Source organism: Bacteroidota bacterium (genome assembly GCA_035506275.1).
Lineage (GTDB): Bacteria > Bacteroidota > Ignavibacteria > UBA10030 > UBA8401 > JAGVPT01.
The window spans coordinates 69,735-88,311 of the sequence record DATJPT010000004.1 but is presented as its reverse complement, the minus strand read 5'-3'; the positions used below and the strand labels follow the sequence as shown (position 1 = coordinate 88,311).

Genomic DNA, 18,577 nt, shown 5'->3' with positions numbered 1-18,577 from the left:
TCGCGCCAGGGCGATTTTTCAAATCGCCCTACAGATTTTTGCTCCGGATTCCATCCCGCTCTATACCTATCTTCGTCTCTTCGCCAGCCACGCTTCCGGATTCTGCTTTTCCTTTTCCTTCCACACTTCAAAATGAAGGATGCTTCCTGAAACGGAATCGCCGCTGTGCGCGATGACGGTGCCGTGCGACACCTGCTCCCCTTCCGTCACCGCAATGTCGGAGAGATGCGCATAGACCGTATGGAATCCGCCGGCGTGCTTAAGGATCACCAGATTGCCGTACGACGGCAGCCAGTGAATCATTGCAACCTCTCCGTCGGCGACCGATTTCACCGGCGACCCGCTTTCGATCGAGATATCGATGCCGGTGTTCTGCGTGACGGTTTTCATCACCGGATGAATATGGTTGCCAAAGTGGGCAACGACAGCTCCCGCGGAAACGGGCCACGGCAATTTTCCTTTCAACGACAAGAACGGCGTCCCCGTTTCAGCCGGCGTTTCTTCAACGGCTTTCTCCTTCATCCGTTGCCGTTCGGCCGCCCGCTCGCGGGCAAGGGTTTCTTCGTGCTCCTTCCGGATGCGCTCCTTTTCCACAAGGTCGGCGATCAGACCTTCCAGTTCCTGGGCCGCCTGCGTTTTTCTCACCAGCTCTTTCTTCATCGCCGCTTTGTCTTTCCGGATCTCTTTCAGCGCCTGCGCCCGTTTATGCCTTTTGTTCTGCAAAAACTGCTCTTCCTTCTCTTTGTTCGCGATGATCTCCTGCTGCTCGTCGAGCTTTTCCTGCAGGTCGGCCTTCTCGGTTTCCAGGACCGTCCGTTTCTCTTGGATCTTTTCCAGATCCCTTTTGCGCTGCTCGGAAAATCGCTTCAGGTACTCGATGCGGATGTAGAGCTGGTTGATGGAATTCGAGGAGAGGAGCGTTTCGAGGTCGTAGACCCGTCCAAATTTATAGACCGCCGTAATGTACTTGGCGTAGTGGAGTTTCAGAAAGGAGAGCTGCTTTTCAAGGAAACTGATGTTGTCCGATGCAAGAGCGATCGACGCCTGGATCTGTTCTTCCTCGTCAAGAAGCTCCGAGAGAAGCGTGCGAACGAGGTTGCTCTGTTTCTCGTAATTATCGAGCCGTTCGAGGGTGACCTTCTCTCTTTTCTCGCTTGCCTGGATGCGCTGTTCGTAGTCGTCGATTTCTTTCCGGAGCTTCTCCAGCGCCCGCTCTTTCTTTTTAATGTCCTGCTCGCCGCCGTTCACAGCGGGGCAGATCAACGCGGCCAGGAGAATGATCATCGGCAGACGTTTAACGGCATATTTTACGGCATCAAGGCGCAGCATTTATTCCTTTGTCACACGGCGGGCATCGTCCGGAACTTGAATGGTCAAGGGGCCGACAGGGGCATTAAGGTGGAGCTTGTCGTAAAAGAGCGAGATTGAAGACTGCATTTTATCTTCGACCAGCCTGATGGATTGCAGCACCATGGTCCCGTCGTCGCGCCTGTCGTAGTCAAAATGCTCTTCGCTCCAGACGTCGCCTGCAGAATCAACATGCTCGATGCCGGTGATGCACAGCGACTGATCGTCGATCGTGTAGCGCGTCGCCCCGTCTTTCTGCCGGAAGAAGAGAATATACGAATCGTCGGCCACGGTGAAACTGTCGGGCGACGTTTCTTCCGGCAGGAACGCCCGCGTGCCGCAGAACATATCAACCACATCCTTCGGGTCGATGCGGATGTTCATGAACTCGGGCAAATGCCCTTTGTCCACTTCCCCTTCCATCACCTCGTTCTTGAAACTGTTGTAGAATTTGTAATGCCCTTTGGCAAACAAAGCGGATGCGACGTGGATGCCGAACGGCCCTTCGACATCGACGAGAACGGAGTCCGGCCGTTTCAACCGGAGCTCGAAAGAACCTGAATTGATGAATGACGGGGACTCGACCGAAATGGACCCTTTCGCTTCGAGTGTGGTGATGGCGGACCGGCGGGAGTTGACGGCGTCGATGACCTGCTGCGCCGACTCATTCGCCGGCGTCCTGCGAAGCTCTCTGGTCGGTGCACAGCCCGAGAGTGCGATCAGCGACCAGACAACCAGCGCTTTTTTCATAACGAGCCGCGCGCCAATTTTTCCTTGAGCTGCATGTTCTTCGAATCCTGCTCCAGCGCCTTCGCCCAGTATTCTTTCGCCTTGTCGGTCTGGCTCAGTTTCGCATAGATATCGCCGAGATGTTCGTAGACAACGGAACTTGTCTCCCCAGCGTCGATCGCCTGCTTCACATACTTTTCTGCCTCGACATAGTTGCCGAGCTTGAAATAGATCCAGCCGAACGTGTCGAGATACGAACCGTTCGCAGAATCCTTCGCGAGCGATTCCTTCGACATCGCGTAGGCGCGGTCGAGCTGCTCTCCCCGTTCCGACAGGCTGTACGCGTAATTGTTGAGCACCATCGCATTGGCTGAATCGACTTTCAGGGCCGCTTCGAAGGTCTTGTCCGCTTCGGGATACCGTTTCAGGGCATCGTACGTCGACGCCAGCGACGAAAGCGCGTTGATGTCCTTCGGGTTGATCTCGATGGCGCGCTGCAGCGGTGCAACCGCATCCTCGTTCCGGTCAACGCGCGTGTACCCGTATCCGAGCAGAAAATTTATTCCGCCGTCGTTGGGCACGATCTTCTGCGCTTTTTCAAGGATGCTCACCGCCTGATTAAAATCCTTCTTGTCGAACAGGATCGATCCGAGGTACCACCAGGCTTCCGCATTCCAGTTGGCAACTTTGGTGACCTTGTCGAAATACCCGTATGCGGCGCTGTCATTTTTTTCAAGAATGGCCATCCGGCCGAGGTAAAACATCGGGCGCCAATCGTCCGGATATTTCTTAAGAAACTCCTCGAATTGTTCTTTCGCGTCGGTAAGAAGCGTGGAATCCTTTTGGCTTTGTTCGAGATACGCAACGGCGATCCTGAAGCGGGTATCGGCTGAGATCGAATCGCTCTTCAGGATCGTTTCAAATTGCGTGCGAGCGCTGTCCCATTTACTCTGCTGCAAATAGATTTCCGCGACGGCTCCCCGCAGTTCAATGTTGCGGGGGTCCAATTCCAGGAGATCGCTGTACAACGCAAGCGCTTTGTCGAATTGGCCGGAGCGGATGTACATCTCGCCGAGGTTTTGTTTGAGCGAGACATTGCTCGGGTCGAGTTTCGCCATCTGCTCGAAGGCGGCGGCGGCTTTGTCGTAACGATGAAGGAGCGAATTCAGCTCGGCAACTTTGAAGAGGACTTCCCACTCCGGGCCGTTGCGCTGGATGATCTTGTCGTACATGTCGAGCGCTTGCAGAGGATATTTCGGCGCCAGCAGCTGCGCGAGATTGAACATGCTCTGGACATGGGTAGAATCGATCTTCAGGATCAGCTTGTACTCTGCGATCGCGGAGTCGACCTGGAGGGCCTTTACGTAAATGTCTGCCAGCGTTTCGCGGTAGGTGATGTTGGCCGAATCAAGGTTCACCGCCTGCAACGCCATCTCGGCCGCGAGGGCAGGTTTATTCAAAGCGGAGTAATCCTTTGCCATCGCGTAGTAGATCGCCGGGTCGTTGTCGTAGCGGAGCGCATCCTGAAATTCGATGATCGCTTCGGCGTATTGATTCTTGCTCTCAAGCAGCGAGCCGTCAATGAAATGCTGCAACGCGAGAGATTTCTGATCACTGCGTGCCTGCTCTTCGGCCTCGGTCAGCTTCTTCGCTACCTGGGTTTCCTTTTGCGAAGAACACCCTGCTGCGACAACCATCATCAGCAACACTGCAGCGCCGTAAATCTTTGTGTTCATACTGTGGCTTCCTTCCCGTATCCTTTGAAAATATATCACTTCCGCGAATGAGTTACAATACGGCCAACGAGTCCCCGCATTGGATTATTATCTGCTGCTATCCTATCTTTCGTATTAGACAACCGATCTCACCAATAAGTAAAAGCGGCCCTGAACAAGAAGCGCCCGCATTTTTAAGAACAAATCTACGCTTGTGAAAATTCAACCGGTAACATTGGACGGGGAACGGGTTCGGCTGGAGCCGTTGTCCCACGCTCACCTCTCACAGCTCTGTGAAATCGGGCTGGACGATGATCTGTGGAGGCTGACAACCACGATCATCCGCTCTCCCGACGACATGAGAAAGTACATCGACGCCGCGCTCAAAGATCTTTCGGACGGAAAAGCGTTGCCGTTCGCCATCATCGAAAAAAATTCCAACAAGGCCGTCGGCAGCACGCGGTTCGGCAACATCGAAACAGTCCACCGGCGGGTTGAGATCGGATGGACGTGGATCGCGCGGCAATGGCAGCGGACATTCATCAACACTGAGACAAAATATCTTCTCCTCTCGCATGCCTTTGAAACGCTCGGGTGTATGCGCGTTGAATTCAAGACGGATTCGACCAACAACCGCTCACGCGCCGCGTTGAAACGCATCGGCGCGCAAGAAGAAGGCATCTTCCGCAACCATATGATCGTCCCCGGGGGACGGATCCGCCATTCGGTCTATTTCAGCATCATCGATTCAGAGTGGGGGGAGGTCAAAAAGGAACTGGAGAAAAAGCTGGCGGCGGTTTGATGTGCTATGTTCCCATCCATCCCTCGTTATGCTCTTCCTACTCCCACCTTCTTCACAACTCCCATCTTCGCTCCGAGGAACCGCTCCCCGATTTCGGTGAATTTGGCGGGAATGTCGCTTACAAAGAATTGAAGGTTCGGCTTTTCCTTGCTGGCATTCTTCAGGCGTTGTTCCTCCAGCGCTTGCTCCACTTCAACGGCGGCCGCGTCGCCCGAATCGATCAGCATCGCACTCCCTTTCAAAGCACTCGAGATCACTTCTTTCAGCAGCGGGTAATGCGTGCATCCGAGCACGAGCGTATCGATTTTTTCCTGCGTGAAGGGGAAAAGATATTCCTTGGCGATCATCTCCGTGGCCTTGTGCCCGATCCATCCCTCCTCGACAAGCGGCACGAAGAGCGGGCACGGCCGGCTGAAGACGGAAACGGAGGCATCGATCTGCCGGATCGCATTTGCGTACGCGTTGCTGGAAATTGTGCCGATGGTTCCGATGATGCCGACTCTTTTATTCTTGGATGCCGCCGCCGCCGATTTTGCCCCGGGTATAATGACGCCGACGACCGGGATCTTCGCCCGCTTCTGCACGACATCGAGCGCGACCGCCGAGACGGTGTTGCAGGCGACGACGATCATCTTCACGTTCTTTGAAAGAAGAAAATCCGTGTCCTCTTCCGCGTACTCGCGGACGACCTGCGGCGATTTCGGGCCGTACGGAACGCGCGCGGTGTCGCCGAAGTACACGATGTTCTCCTGGGGAAGCCGCCGGAGGAGGGCCCGGACGACCGTCAGCCCTCCGATGCCGGAATCGAAAACGCCGATAGGTTTGCTCGTGTTCATATTATTGGGATGAAAGCTGCATGTTGATGAGCTGATAAATTCTGTGCAACAGCCGTTCCTTGATTTGCTTCTTTCGTTCGCCGTTGAGAATTCGGGCATTGTCTCCGTCGAGCACGTAGAATGAATCGACGATGCCGTCGATGCGCGTCGCGATCTTCGCAAAATGAATGTTCAGCCCCAGCTGCGAGAAGGTCCATGTCACTTTGTACAAAAACCCGACCGTGTCCGGCGCATAGACGTCGATGATCGTGAAATCCTGCGCGTCCTCGAACGTCACGTCGATACGGATATTCGGATGGAAGAGGGGCTTGGGCCTCCGTTTCCAGCGCCGGTGGTGCCGCTCAAAAAGGTGCTCGAGCGTGACCTTGCCGCGGAGCACGTCGTCGAAATCCTGCTTGATCTTCTCCGCCTGGTCGTCGAGCAGCCGCCCCTTCGTCGCGACGTTGACGACGCGGAACTGGTCGATCACGATGCCGTCGTCGCGGGTAAAAATCTGCGCGTCGAAAATATTCGCATCGTTCGCCGACAGGACGCCGCACAGACTGGAAAGAAGAAACGGCGCGTCGCGGGTGATCGCCGTGACCGCGCTGTGCGAGTCCTCGTGACGAACGATCGGCGAAACGGTCTCCAATCCGCGGATGCCGGCAAGATGGTCGGCGATATCGTCCGGGGAAAAAAGCTTGACGTACGCCTCGTTGTGAATCGACAGGACGTGCCGCTCGACCTCTTCCCGGGGAAACCGCTCGGAAACCTTTTGAACGACCGAACGGACCAATTTTCCGTGCTGTTCCTGCTGGAACGAGACCGCTTCTTTGAACGGAAGTTTCCGCTCCAGCACTCCGCGCGTCTGAAGGTAGAGCTCCTGCAGGAGCATCTCTTTCCACGACGTCCAGACATTCTTGTTCACGGCGGAGAGATCGCAGTACGTCACAAGGAAGAGAAGGTCGAGCTGTTCGGGTTTGTGAAACATCTCGGCAAATTCCGCGACGGTCTTCGGGTCGCTGATGTTCCGGCGGAACGCTATCTGCTCCATCAGCAGATGGTTGCGGATCAGAAACGCGATGTCGCCGTCCGCATCGTCGTAGTGCAGCCGCTCAAGGATCCGGCGGGCGATCTCCACTCCGCGAATCTCGTGATCCTCGATGCCGTGCGGCTTCTCGATGTCATGGAAGAGAAGCCCAAGGTAGAGAATTTCCTTCTTCTCCAGTCTCTTGTATGCCGCGGCGAGAACCCCTTTCCCGTCCGCAAGCCGCTCCGCGTGCTCGATCGCGATCAGCGTGTGCGCATCGGCAGTATAATAGTGGTAGACGCTGTGCTGAAAGAACGCGACGAGTTCTCCCCATTCGGGAATGTATTTGCCGAGAACGTCGAAGTCGTTCATCAGCATCAATGTCGACGCAACGTTGGCCGGCAGGCGGAGAATGTCGAGAAATATTTTTGCCGCCTCGTCCGATGCGATATTCTGCGCGTTGAAGACATACGACGACCGTCCGATGGACGCGATCCTTCCCTGCAGAGAATGCCCCAGCACCAGCGAATGCCTGCCGCACCAGTAGAACGCCTTGAGGATCTCCGCCGGCGTTGAAATTTCGACGGCGGTATTCCGCTGCAGCAATTCATCGCCGCGCGCGATAAAATGCGCGTCCAGGGACTGTTCCTTTTGCTTGCGCCATGGGGACGGTTCGACGCTTTTTCTGAAATGATTGATCAGGCGCTGGTTCAGGCGGAAGATGCTTCGCGCGTGAAGGAAATACTCGCGCATAAATTTCTCCACATACTTCAGCTCCGGGTCCTCGCCGAACCCGAGTCCTTTGGCGATCTCCCGCTGAATGGAAAAATCGAGCGAGTCGTGGATCGTTTTCGCAAAGTAGTGGGTCTCGTGCCGCGTGCGGAGCAAAAAGTTCAGGGCGTCAATCACCGCATCCCGCTCTTCGCGGGAGATGACGCTCTTCCGGTACAGCGTGTCGATCATCAGCTTGCATGAGGACTCGCCGTTCAGGAAGGGGGATTCGGTGAAATATTCACTGTCCGTTGAACGGTACACCCAGAGGAGATTGTGAAGGTCGCGCAACCCTCCGGCGCTGTTCTTCAGGTTCGGTTCGAGCAGCTTTACCGAGTTGCCGTACTTTTCGTGGCGCTCGTCCATGCCGACGACGATCGCCTTCACAAACACAAGGTCGAATTTCTTGTGGATCTGGCGGAAAACAGCATCGGCATAATGATCGAGTACGCGCCGGCTTCCGCAGACGTATCTGCTCTCAAGAATCGAAGCCCACGAGTCGACATCGGTCTCATACAGATTCACGCAGTCTTCGACCGTCCGCACGCTATGCCCGACGTTGAACCCGGCATCCCAGAGCGCGCGAAGAAATTGCTGGATCGGCTCGGTGCCGGAGAGTTTTGACTTCTCGTTCTCGGCAAGGATCATCAGGTCGAAGTCCGAATGGGGACAAAGCTCGGAGCGGCCGTATCCTCCAAGCGCAACGACGGCGAACTCACCGGCGGCCGGGTTCAGCTTCCAGATCTCCGCAAGGGTGGTATCCACCAGAGACGTCAGCCGCGCGCTGACGGCAAAGCCGTCCGCGCCGCTGCGGTGCAGTTGAAAAATTTCGGCAGATTCTGAAGTGTAGCGATCTTTGATTGTCACCGAAGGCGAAGGAGAATCACAAAAGAACTAATATAAAGAAGAGCGCACCGATTTACAAATGAACCGCGCCGTCGGCCGTGTTCCCGGCGGGGATACCGGGACACGATGGACCACAACCGCGATCATGAACTGCGTTTCTTCCGCGTTCACAATTTCGTAGCCACAACGGCGACGTCCTTCATCACGTGGACGACTCCGCCGCCGGCATCAAGCGCTTCGAACAAGATGATATACATCCCGACTCTCACCCGCTTGTTGTTGTCGTCGAGGCCGTTCCATAAGAGTGTGCCGGATGCAGCCGCCGGTTCATTGTTCGCAAGGGTCCTCACCAACCTTCCCTGAACGTCGAAACACCGGACTCGAATCATCGACGTCGCCGCCGGCAAGGAATACCCGATGGCAAGATAGTCCTGAAAGCCGTCGTTGTCGGGGGAAAATGGATTCGGCGAAAGCGTGAGACCCGCAGCGGAGGGTATCGAAGCCGTGAAGATGCTGTTCCGTTCCCCCGGGGTCCCCCCTTCCGGCGCAATCGAGGTGCTCCAGTTGTTTCTGTTGTTGCTCGCAAGGGAAGGATTGATCCGCTCAAGCGATTTTCCCGACGTTGATGTGTTGAGCATGGGATTGTGCCATGACGGAGAATACCGAACGCTGTCGATTTGTGCTTTCGTTTCGTCGAGGAGGATGACATCATCGCCGGAGTTATTCAGCGATAGGTCCTTATTCGCAATGATCAAATTGCTTGATCCCGGGGGAAGAAAGCTCGAAAATTGCAGAATCATCGATGAATCCGCTCCGATAACCAGGTAATTATTCGGGGAGAGCAAGAGAGGACGATTCGAAATGTTGACCACGGCCCTGTTCCCTGAACCTGACGGTGCGTCCATCATCGACCAGCCATGGAGATCGACGGTATCCACGCTGCGATTGAACAGTTCGACAAATTCCGAACGACCGGGCAGAGGGTCGTACATTATTTCATTGATGACGACCGACTGCGGTTCGAACGCGGCCGTTGTTTGAAAAATGAGTGAATTGTTCGAACTTCGTTGATCCAAAGAAAAATCGACGGAGCAAATGACGGGAACAATGCCACGCACCTGAGTTCTCCATGCGCATCGCACCGGGAGTGAATCCCCCGCAGCCAGCGATGAGTAATTCGCAGTTCCGATCAGTTCGCCGGAGGATGCAATGCTGTCACCGTTAGCGTCATGATAAAATCGGACGGCAAATCCGTTGGCGGCATTTCTCCCGATATTGCGGATGATCGCCGTGAGATCGAAGCCGCCATTTGCAGAGACCCCGGATGCTGATGAAACGGCGAGGTCGTAATTTTTTTTCGCCGAGATATTTTCTGCTCCCGGTGTCGGCGGAGAACTTTTCCAATTTGACGAATCCACCGAGGAAGCAAGGTAATCTACTCTTTCAAGGGTTTTCCCGTTCGCGCCTCCCCACGACGGTTTGTACCAGACGCTGTCCATCGTGACACCGCGGTCATCATACAAGACCACGGCATCGGGGGCCGTATTCTTTAATGATGAAAATGGTGTCACACATATGGGACCAGTGACCGTGAAGTAATTTCTCACTGTGGAATCAGACGACGCCAAGAAATATTCCCCCGGACGGACAATGAATGATGATGCCGCAAGAACCGCTTTCGACCTTATGTTCGAGTTCGACACCTTCCACCCGTTCATGTCGATTGCCTGTGCGCTTCCATTGTAAAATTCGATCCACTCCGGCATGTTGTCCGGAGGGGCGTACATGATCTCGTTGATGACAATGGAATGACGCTCAACACCGACAGAGAACCGGGTGCTCAGCGTATTGTTCGTCGAGTCATCATCCTGCTGAGCCGTCACGGTAACCAATGAGCGTTCGTCTCCCTGGGAGTCAATGAGAAGGGCATGCGAAACGGTTTGAGAATCCGCCGGCGCGAGCGAACCGACGAACTCTTCACCGATAAGTTCATTCGGCTGGGGGATCGAGTCTTTATTTGCATCGATAAAAAACTTTACAGCAATGTTCGACAGGACCTGGCGGCCGCAGTTTTTCACTACCGCTTCAAGCTCGAAAGATTCTCGCGCAACGGGAAAAGGTGTTGATGGAAAAAATTCCGCAATTGCCGCATCGTATTCTTTCTTCGTAAGACTATTCACTGCGCCCGGCGTAGCGCCGAGAGGATCGCACGAACTTCCCCAATTTGTCTGCTGGTTCGAGTCCCCCGCTGTGTCAATCCGCTCAAGAGACCTTCCGGCGGTTCCGCCCCACGACGAACTGTACGCCACGCTGTCAACCGCAAACCCCGCCGGATCGCACACAACGACAGCATCGAAGTCGTTGTTCAGTGTCGGAAAATCGGAGGTCATGATGGGCGCGCGGATTGACGGATAAGCGCCACGGAGTGAAGAATCTTTTGCGATGACGAAGAGCGCTCCGGGTGCAATCCCGGTTGCCTGAGATCTTATCGCCGCGCGGGATAACGTATTATCCCCTATCTTCCATCCCGAAGGCGAAATTGTATCGGCCGAATTATTGACGCACTCGATCCACTCCGGTCCCCGGAAAGGGGCGAACATAATTTCGTTGATAAGCATCGTGCGTAATGGGTAGCCGATACTCATGACCTTCGACATCGTATTGTTTGTTGAATCCTCATCCCCTTCGAGAAGCAGCCGGATGAAAATCCGCCTGTTTCCCGGGGAAAACGCGGAGCCGACAAATGTGCATAGGACAGAATCCCCCGCGTTAAAGAACTGCTTCGTCCCCCTTTCATCCACCTTGGCGGCCGGCAATATCAGGGAGTCGGAATTGCTTTCGTCGAACAACTGAAGAGTAAATGACAGTGTGCCGGCCAAGGCTTTATTGGCAACGGTCGCGCGGACAACAACAGGGTCTCCTACTCTCGCTCGTGAGGGGGTGCAGGTCAGGCCGGTAATTGCGAGGTCAATTTTTTTCTGAACCGTTACGGTCACATTGTCAATTCTCAGCGTTCCAGTGGCTCCGGAACCATCGCCGACGACATGCCATCGAAACCGCACATCGCGCTTTCCGCTCAACACAGAAGGGAGCAACAAGGTACGGAGCACATAATTTGTTGTCCCGGCATTCCTGAGGGTGTCGCCGATACCAACAGCAGATGCAGTGTCCTCATCGAGCATCGCATTGATGCACAGTCCTGAATTGTGCGACGACGTGCGGCGTTCGTAGAACTGCAGTGTGCCTGCGATTTTTCCCGTAAAATCTACCGGCGGCGAAATCAATGTTTGAGAGATCTTTGCATCCGACGAGACAACAGCGTTCGGTCCGCTGAACGGCGACGACGTCGATGTGGAAAAATCTCCCGAAGAAGATTTGTTCCTGCTTGTCAGCCATCCGGCCGGAAGCTTCGGCGCGGCGACCGTGTCGAATTTTTCATTGAATGGAAATAGCGACTGAGCCCTGAGGATCGGCTGCAAAAGAAAGAAGAATAACGCGGCGCGATACGGCAATGTCGGAATCATGGAGCCCCCCAATGATGCAGAATGAAAAGAACCATCCGATGCGGATCATCGCATCGGTGTTTAACTATCCAAGTACCATGGGGAGATTTTTACAGCGGGGAGATGAAGGGTTAACGCTTTAATTTCCCTTCGAGCGTCGCCAGCAGCATTTCGTTATCGAACGGCTTCAAAAGATATCCGTCAACGCCAAGCCTCATTCCTGCGCGAACGACGTACTCGTCGCTGACGCCGGACATCAGCAGGAACGGAACGCCGTCAAAGCGCCGGTTATTGCGCACCTGGTTATAGAACTCAAACCCCCCCTCCTTCGGAGACGGAAACATCACATCCGAGAGAATCAGGTCGGGCGTTTGCTTTTCCAGGATCACCAGCGCCGCCTCGACCGATTCGGCGATCAGCACGGTGTACCCATGCCTGCGGAGAATCGCTGAATAGGTAAGGAGGATCGTCTTTTCGTCGTCAACGATAAGAATCGTTCCGAGCGAAGGGGGAGAATGCCGCGCTTCGAGAATTTTCGCCTCGGCATCCTTATGCTCTTCCATCGAAATACCGTAGCGCCGCCGCATCAATTCCAGCACGCGCTCTTCGTTCTCGCTCACAACACCGTCGTGGAGGACGATGCGGAGCGCCTGCACGTAGGCTTCAGTTTTGATCTCTTTTTCCAGGCGGGCATGTTCTTCGTCGGAGATGTTGAACATGTCGCGGATCTTGACCAGCTCGGCGGCCTCCTTTTCTGTGAGAATGCCGTCAAACCACATCTCGTCGAGTATCTCGCGGTACATTTTCAGCCTGCCTTCCAGCTTACGCGACGCCTCAGCCGGAACGGGCTTGGCCGGCTGCGGTGCCGGTTTCGGCGGTTGTGCTGGAACATGCGCGGGGGCCGGATGCGCCGGTGCCGATGGGGCTGCCACCGGGGGAACATGCGGGCGCGGAGGAGGAACGGGCGCTGGAGGCGGCGCGGGAGCGGCCACGGGGGCTGCCGGGGCCGGCACGGGCACCGGCACCGCTGCCGGTTTTTTTACAGCAGGAGTAACGGGAGCGGGAATCGGCGTCGCTCCTTTTTTCATCAGCATCTCGATGCTCTGAGAATACGCCTGAGCAAAATGATTGGTCGGATCAAGACCGAAGACCTTTGCCACCTGTTCAAGCGCGCGGTCATACTGCTGAAGTTGAATTAATCTGTCCGCCTCTCGTAAATATTGGGAGATCAGCTCGATCTTCTTTTCGAGCGTAAGATTTTTTGTAAATGTCCGGGCCTGAGAAACGGTCTCGGCTCTTTTCTGCATGGTGTGAATCCGGTCCAGCAGCGAGCGGCCCTGATAATTATCCGGGTCGGCTTGAAGCACGCGTTCGGTCTCGATCAGCGCTTCATCGAACCGGTTGGCAAGAAAATGCTCTTCGGCGATCCGGAGATGCCGGAAGACTCCTTCTTTCGACAGCGGCGCGACGACGGGATTGCGGGCGGCTTCCTCTTCCTTCTTCTGAAGAGAGCGGATCCTCTCCTGCAGGGTGCGCCCCTGATAATTTTTGGGGTCGATCTGAAAAATATAATCGACTTCCAGCAACGCTTCGGAATAGCGCTTCGAACGTGCAAAGTCCTCTGCATTACGGAGATGCTTGGCGATTTTTTCGAGCGCTGGATTCATAACCGGTAGCGTTTCTCGGCGCGGGGTACTTCAATAAAACTTGTCAAAGGCTGCAGCAATTGAATTACGCTGTAAGGTAGCATTTCAATCGAACAATTTCAACTTCTTCCCGATGTCCGTTCCGTGTTCAAACAGACGGGTTTACGGGCCTTTCTTAAGATTTTTTAACAGCAATAGAGCGGAATTATTCATATTTTATGTCCGGATAAATTCTTTTGATGTGCCATTTCTAAGGTGAGGTTGTTGAAAAAAATAGCGGTTATCTTCGGCACGCGCCCCGATACCATCAAGCTCGCCCCTATTATCACCGAGCTTAAGAAGGAAAAGAAATACTTCGAGACCATCGCGATCGCAACGGCGCAGCACCGGCAAATGCTGGACCAGGTGCTCGATGTCTTCAAGATCGTTCCGGACTACGACCTCAACCTGATGCAGCCGAAGCAAACGCTCGCGACGCTGACGCAGAACACGATCGCCGCCCTCGATACCGTTCTCGAAAAGGAAATGCCCGACATGGTGCTCGTTCAGGGGGACACGACATCGACGTTTGTCGGAAGCCTGGGGGCGTTCTACCGCCGCATTCCCGTCGGCCATGTTGAAGCGGGCCTCCGGACGAACGACAAAAACAATCCCTTCCCCGAGGAGATCAACCGCCGGCTGACGAGCTGCATCGCGGACCTTCATTTTGCGCCGACCTCGACGGCAAAAAAGGCGTTGCTGCACGAACACGTCGACCGCAAGCGAATTTTCGTCACCGGCAACTCGGTGATCGACGCGCTGAACATTTCCGTGAAGAAACATTACGCGTTCGGCATCCACACGCTCAACCAGCTCGCGTCGGAGAACAAACGCATCGTCCTGCTGACGATGCACCGCAGGGAAAACTGGGGGGAGCCGATGCGCGACGCATGCAGCGCCGTCGGAGTCCTCGCTGAACAATACCGCGACATGAATTTTATTTTCCCCGTCCATCTCAATCCCGTTGTGCGCGAAGTTGTTTACAGCACGCTCGGTTCGCTCGCCAACGTTTTTCTCATCGAACCGCTCGACTATCTTGATTTCGTCAACCTCATGGCCCGGTCGTATTTGATCATTACAGATTCGGGGGGCGTGCAGGAAGAAGGTCCGTCCCTCGGCAAGCCGATCCTTGTTCTCCGGGAGGTGACGGAGCGTCCCGAAGCGGTCCGATATGGCACCGTCAAGCTTGTCGGGCTGGATGAAAAGAAGATCATCGCGTCCGCAGAACGGCTCATTGAGAACAAGGGGGCGTACAACAAGATGGCGACCGCGACGAACCCGTACGGAGACGGCCGCGCTGCCGAACGAACGGTGCTGATCATGAAAAAATATTTCGGCATGCCCGGCGGCGCCATTCACGAATTCAGACCACGGTAGGTGATGAAAAATATTTTCCAACTGTTCTGGCTCGCAGCGGCGGCCGTCGTGCTCCAGTACCCTGCGCTTGGCCAGGAATATCCCCAGAAGAAAATCCTGATCGTCGTCGAAGGGAACACCGACCTGAAGAACTACGCGATCGGCGACGGGCGCCAGCTCGCGGAGCTGCTCGGCCACTTCAATACCGCCGTGACGATCAAAGGAGTGAACAAGTACAATCCGGGAGAGATCAACAGCTTTGATTTCATCTTTTACATCGGCTTCAACGCACGCAACGTTGTCCCGGCAAGATTTCTCGACGACGTGCTGGCAACGAGCAAGCCGGTGATCTGGATGAATACCGGGATGATCGAGTTTTCGCAGAAATACAACCTGCGGAAAAAGTACGGCTTCAGCGTCTCCCTCATCGATTCGCTCGACGATTTCGACATGGTGAAATCGAACAGCAAGGTTTTCACCAAGGGGGAGCCGAATGCGAACATCATCGAGATTGCAAACCGGCGGCTTGTGACGGTCGTTGCGACGGCATACTCGACAAAAAAACGGAGGGAGATCCCGTACATCATCCGGACAAAGAACCTCCTTTATTTCGCCGATTCTCCCTTCGCCTCGGCGACGGAAAACGACCGGTACCTTCTTTTCGCCGATATGCTCCACGACATCCTTCACGAGCAGCATGAGGAGTCGCATTCGGCGCTCATCCGGATCGAGGACGTCGATCCGCTGCAAAATCCCGACCGGCTGCGCGACATTGCCGATATCTTGTCCGCCCGCGGGATCCCGTTTCTCGTCGGGGTGATCCCGTTCTATGTCGACCCTGAGGAAGGAATCCGTGTCAGTCTCTCGGACAAGCCCGACTTTGTCGATGCCATCAAGTACATGGTGAAGAACGGCGGCACGATCGTGATGCACGGTATCACGCATCAGTATAAAGGGACGACCGCGGTCGATTTCGAATTCTGGGACGGGAATACGAACAAGCCGATCAAGGACGAGACGGCGGAAGGCGATGCGAAGAAGATCGAGATGGGGCTGCAAGAGTTCATGAAGAACGGATTGTCGCCGCTCATCTGGGAGACGCCCCATTACACGGCATCCTTCACTCTCTATAATACGATCTCGAAATATTTCAGTTCGGCGATGGAGCAGCGCCTGGCCATCGAGGACGCCGATTACAGTCAGTACTTCCCGTACATCATCAACAAAGATCTTTTCGGGCAGAAAATCTATCCGGAGAACCTCGGCTATGTTCCGCTCAACCCGAACAAGGCCGAAAGCGAAGCATACATCCAGACCATCATCAAGAACGCCAAGACGAACCTTTATGTGCGCGACGGTTTCGCGTCGGTCTTTTTCCATCCATTCCTGGACCTCGACCTGCTGAAAGAACTGGTGGACGGAATCGAAAAACTCGGCTACACGTACATCGATCTGCGCGAACAAAAGAACTGGGTGAAGACCAAGGACAGAATAATTCTTACGGGAAGCCAGAATTATACCATCCGCCTTGAAGACCAATATTTATTCGAATCGTACTACGACCACACGGGGGAGATCAAGAGCAAAAGCATCTCCGAAAAACGGTTAAAAGGACCGATCACAAAATCGATCGAGCTGGAGCCGGGGGAACTGTACAAGGCCGAGCCGACAGAATTCCGCGAACGCCCTCTTTCTTTCATCCAGAAAACGGAATACAGCGTCCAGAAACTGTACGACAATGTTTTCTCGAAGGAAGAGGAATGGGGAGACATCCGGGCGGCAATTTTGTGGAACCATCACGTGAAAGGAGCGGCGTTCCACGACCAATCGTCGCTCGCGGCGCTGCTGCGCAACGTCAACGTGCAGGTCGACACGTTCTTTATCGGCCAGCCGCTGAACCTGTCGCGGTACAATCTTCTCATCGCGCCGTATGCCTTCATTGATTCGCTGAAGCAGACGGACTACGACATCATCAATGATTTTGTCGAAAACGGCGGCAACATCATTACCGACACGAAGAACGACCTTGCCGAAGAGCTCGGCATTACGTTCACCCAAACGCGGATCCGCGTCGGCAGGATCCACGACAATTATTTCCCCGAGGAGCGGATCGCTTGGCGTTATGCCGAGCTGGTCAGCAAATTTGAGACCGAGGGGGTCGACGAGGTGTTCTGCGTCGACGACGTCACGGAATCGCCGATGGTGATCGGGAAGAAATTCGGGAAGGGGAAGGTCATCTATTTTAATTCGTCGTTCGATTCCTATTCGCAGCACGGTTACAGCCAGTACCCGTTCGCTCTTGAATACATCCGGAAATATTTCCATCTCCGGCCCATCGTCCGCCGCGAGAACTTGGAGATGTACTTCGACCCCGGTTACCGAAAGACGTACAGCATCGAATCCCTCGTCAAGCAATGGGTGAACCAGGGCATCCGTATCGTGCACGTCGCGGGCTGGAATCAATTCCCCAAGTACACCTACGACTATAAACGGCTCATCTCCCTCGCGCACGCCAACGGCATCCTGGTCTACGCGTGGCTGGAACCGCCCCAGGTGAGCAAAAAATTCTGGGATGAGCATCCCTGGTGGCGCGAGAAAAATTATAAAGGAGAGGACATCCCTCCCATGTGGCGATACGCCGTCGCACTGGAAGACGACAGCTGCCTTGCGGTGATGACAGACGAGTATGCCAAGATCCTGAACGGCTACGATTGGGATGGCGTGAATCTCGCCGAGGTCTATTTTGAAGCGGGAAAAGGGTTTGAGAATCCGGGAATTTTTGCTCCGATGCATCCTTCGGCGCAGCGGGAAGTGAAAAGAAAATACGGATTCGACCTTGATTCGATCTTCAGCCCGCAATCGCCGTATTACTGGAAAACGAACCCGGCGGTGACGAACGCCGTCATCGACTACAGGGTCGGCCAGCTCACGCTCGCGTATGAGGCATTCCTCTCTTCGTTCACCCGGATCGCGAACGAGAAGCCGGGGTTCCAGATCATGGTGACGGCGATGGACGCGTATGGTTCTCCGGAGCTTCGCGAGTACCTCGGCGTGGACATGAACCAGATCATCGCGCTGCAAAAAAAGTACCATTTCGTCCTGCAAGTGGAGGACCCGGAGACGTCATGGTCGACCGATCCGGGGCGGTACATCGATATCGGAAAACGTTATGAACGGATCCTCGGAGACAGCGCAAAACTTGCGCTCGACCTCAACATCGTCAACTTCAGGAAGAAGGAGGCGATCACTCCGTTCCCGACGCTGATCCAGACCGGAACGGAGAGTTTTTATCTCGTGAAGGCTGCTGCGATCGGCGCGCCGCGCTTCACGATCTATTCGGAATCGAGCATTAACCCGCAGGACATGGCGTTTCTTTCGAACGCTCTTGCGGCGGATGTGAGGTACCGCTACACCGACAACGGAGTTCAGTTGAACTCGCCGTACTCCTTCGTCTGCAAGCTTCCGAAGGCCGTCTCCGAGATCAACATCGATAACGTGCCGATGTCGCCGTTCAGGGATAATTTGTTCCTCATCCCGGCGGGCAGGCATGTGGTGACGCTCAACCGCGAGGCGGTGAACACCTTCTCGACGCACGAACTGCAGGCAAAGATCATGTCGATCGCGGGCAATTTGCTGTCGGTAACGCACGGATTGCGGACGATCGATTTCACGTACGAATCGTCGACGCGGTCGGTCGCTTCGTTCAACGTCGCCCCCTCCTCCGTGAAGGTGGATCACGAGCAATACCAGTTTACGGTGATGAAGGGGAACGACTGCTTCAGCATCTTTCTTCCGGCAGGGCATCATGAGGTCGACCTCATTGCGGGGGATCAATTCTCCTTCGGCGTCAACGTTACAAGCCTCTGGTCGACGACCGCTATTGCGATCTTCGGCGTCCTTGCCGTGAGCGCGCTTTTTCTGATGTACGTCGCTCTTAAAGTCGTTAAACGAGGTTATGCCCCGCGAAAGGTATCCTGA

Annotated in this window: 10 protein-coding genes; 3 read left to right on the top strand and 7 right to left on the bottom strand. The window is 54.9% G+C overall.

What is annotated here, in order from left to right; all coding sequences use genetic code 11:
• Positions 1-66 precede the first annotated feature (66 nt).
• From VMF88_02755 to VMF88_02745, 3 genes are read right to left on the bottom strand one after another with little or no spacing between them, the layout of a single operon-like run.
• Entirely contained in the window at positions 67-1,329 is a 1,263-nt protein-coding gene (locus VMF88_02755) for a peptidoglycan DD-metalloendopeptidase family protein (protein HTY09971.1), read from the bottom strand.
• Positions 1,330-2,097: a DUF4292 domain-containing protein gene (locus VMF88_02750; GenBank protein ID HTY09970.1), complete on the bottom strand. Its 768-nt coding sequence runs from the start codon at positions 2,095-2,097 to the stop codon at positions 1,330-1,332.
• Complete coding sequence (locus tag VMF88_02745) at positions 2,094-3,812, bottom strand: tetratricopeptide repeat protein (GenBank protein HTY09969.1); 1,719 nt, start codon at positions 3,810-3,812, stop codon at positions 2,094-2,096. Before VMF88_02745 ends, VMF88_02750 begins: the two co-directional genes overlap by 4 nt.
• A 193-nt stretch (positions 3,813-4,005) precedes the next feature.
• Between VMF88_02745 and VMF88_02740 the strand changes: the two genes are divergently transcribed.
• Positions 4,006-4,593 (top strand): GNAT family protein, encoded by a 588-nt coding sequence (locus VMF88_02740; GenBank protein HTY09968.1) that lies wholly within the window; start codon positions 4,006-4,008, stop codon positions 4,591-4,593.
• Positions 4,594-4,619: 26 nt separating this feature from the next.
• On the opposite strand, the gene murI is transcribed toward VMF88_02740, so the two are convergent.
• The 4 genes from murI to VMF88_02720 all read right to left on the bottom strand — a co-directional run bounded on the left by murI (position 4,620) and on the right by VMF88_02720 (position 13,225).
• Positions 4,620-5,429, bottom strand: coding sequence for a glutamate racemase (murI, locus tag VMF88_02735; protein HTY09967.1), 810 nt, complete (start codon positions 5,427-5,429; stop codon positions 4,620-4,622).
• Between the two features lies 1 nt (position 5,430).
• A complete protein-coding gene (gene glnD / locus VMF88_02730; protein ID HTY09966.1) occupies positions 5,431-8,076 on the bottom strand; it encodes a [protein-PII] uridylyltransferase in 2,646 nt (881 codons plus the stop codon).
• A 146-nt stretch (positions 8,077-8,222) separates the two neighbouring features.
• Positions 8,223-11,579: a lamin tail domain-containing protein gene (locus tag VMF88_02725; protein ID HTY09965.1), complete on the bottom strand. Its 3,357-nt coding sequence runs from the start codon at positions 11,577-11,579 to the stop codon at positions 8,223-8,225.
• 110 nt (positions 11,580-11,689) lie between these two features.
• Positions 11,690-13,225: a response regulator gene (locus VMF88_02720; GenBank protein ID HTY09964.1), complete on the bottom strand. Its 1,536-nt coding sequence runs from the start codon at positions 13,223-13,225 to the stop codon at positions 11,690-11,692.
• Positions 13,226-13,459: 234 nt separating this feature from the next.
• On the opposite strand from VMF88_02720, the gene wecB reads away from it, so the two are divergent.
• Positions 13,460-14,620, top strand: coding sequence for a UDP-N-acetylglucosamine 2-epimerase (non-hydrolyzing) (gene wecB / locus VMF88_02715; GenBank protein ID HTY09963.1), 1,161 nt, complete (start codon positions 13,460-13,462; stop codon positions 14,618-14,620).
• A 3-nt stretch (positions 14,621-14,623) separates the two neighbouring features.
• A complete protein-coding gene (locus VMF88_02710; GenBank protein ID HTY09962.1) occupies positions 14,624-18,577 on the top strand; it encodes a DUF2334 domain-containing protein in 3,954 nt (1,317 codons plus the stop codon).

Coding starts and splice junctions, on each gene's coding strand:
- VMF88_02755 (HTY09971.1), bottom strand. CDS start 1,329: ATGCTGCGCCTTGATGCCGTAAAATATGCCGTTAAACGTCTGCCGATG.
- VMF88_02750 (HTY09970.1), bottom strand. CDS start 2,097: ATGAAAAAAGCGCTGGTTGTCTGGTCGCTGATCGCACTCTCGGGCTGT.
- VMF88_02745 (HTY09969.1), bottom strand. CDS start 3,812: ATGAACACAAAGATTTACGGCGCTGCAGTGTTGCTGATGATGGTTGTC.
- murI (HTY09967.1), bottom strand. CDS start 5,429: ATGAACACGAGCAAACCTATCGGCGTTTTCGATTCCGGCATCGGAGGG.
- VMF88_02725 (HTY09965.1), bottom strand. CDS start 11,579: ATGATTCCGACATTGCCGTATCGCGCCGCGTTATTCTTCTTTCTTTTG.
- VMF88_02720 (HTY09964.1), bottom strand. CDS start 13,225: ATGAATCCAGCGCTCGAAAAAATCGCCAAGCATCTCCGTAATGCAGAG.
- VMF88_02710 (HTY09962.1), top strand. CDS start 14,624: ATGAAAAATATTTTCCAACTGTTCTGGCTCGCAGCGGCGGCCGTCGTG.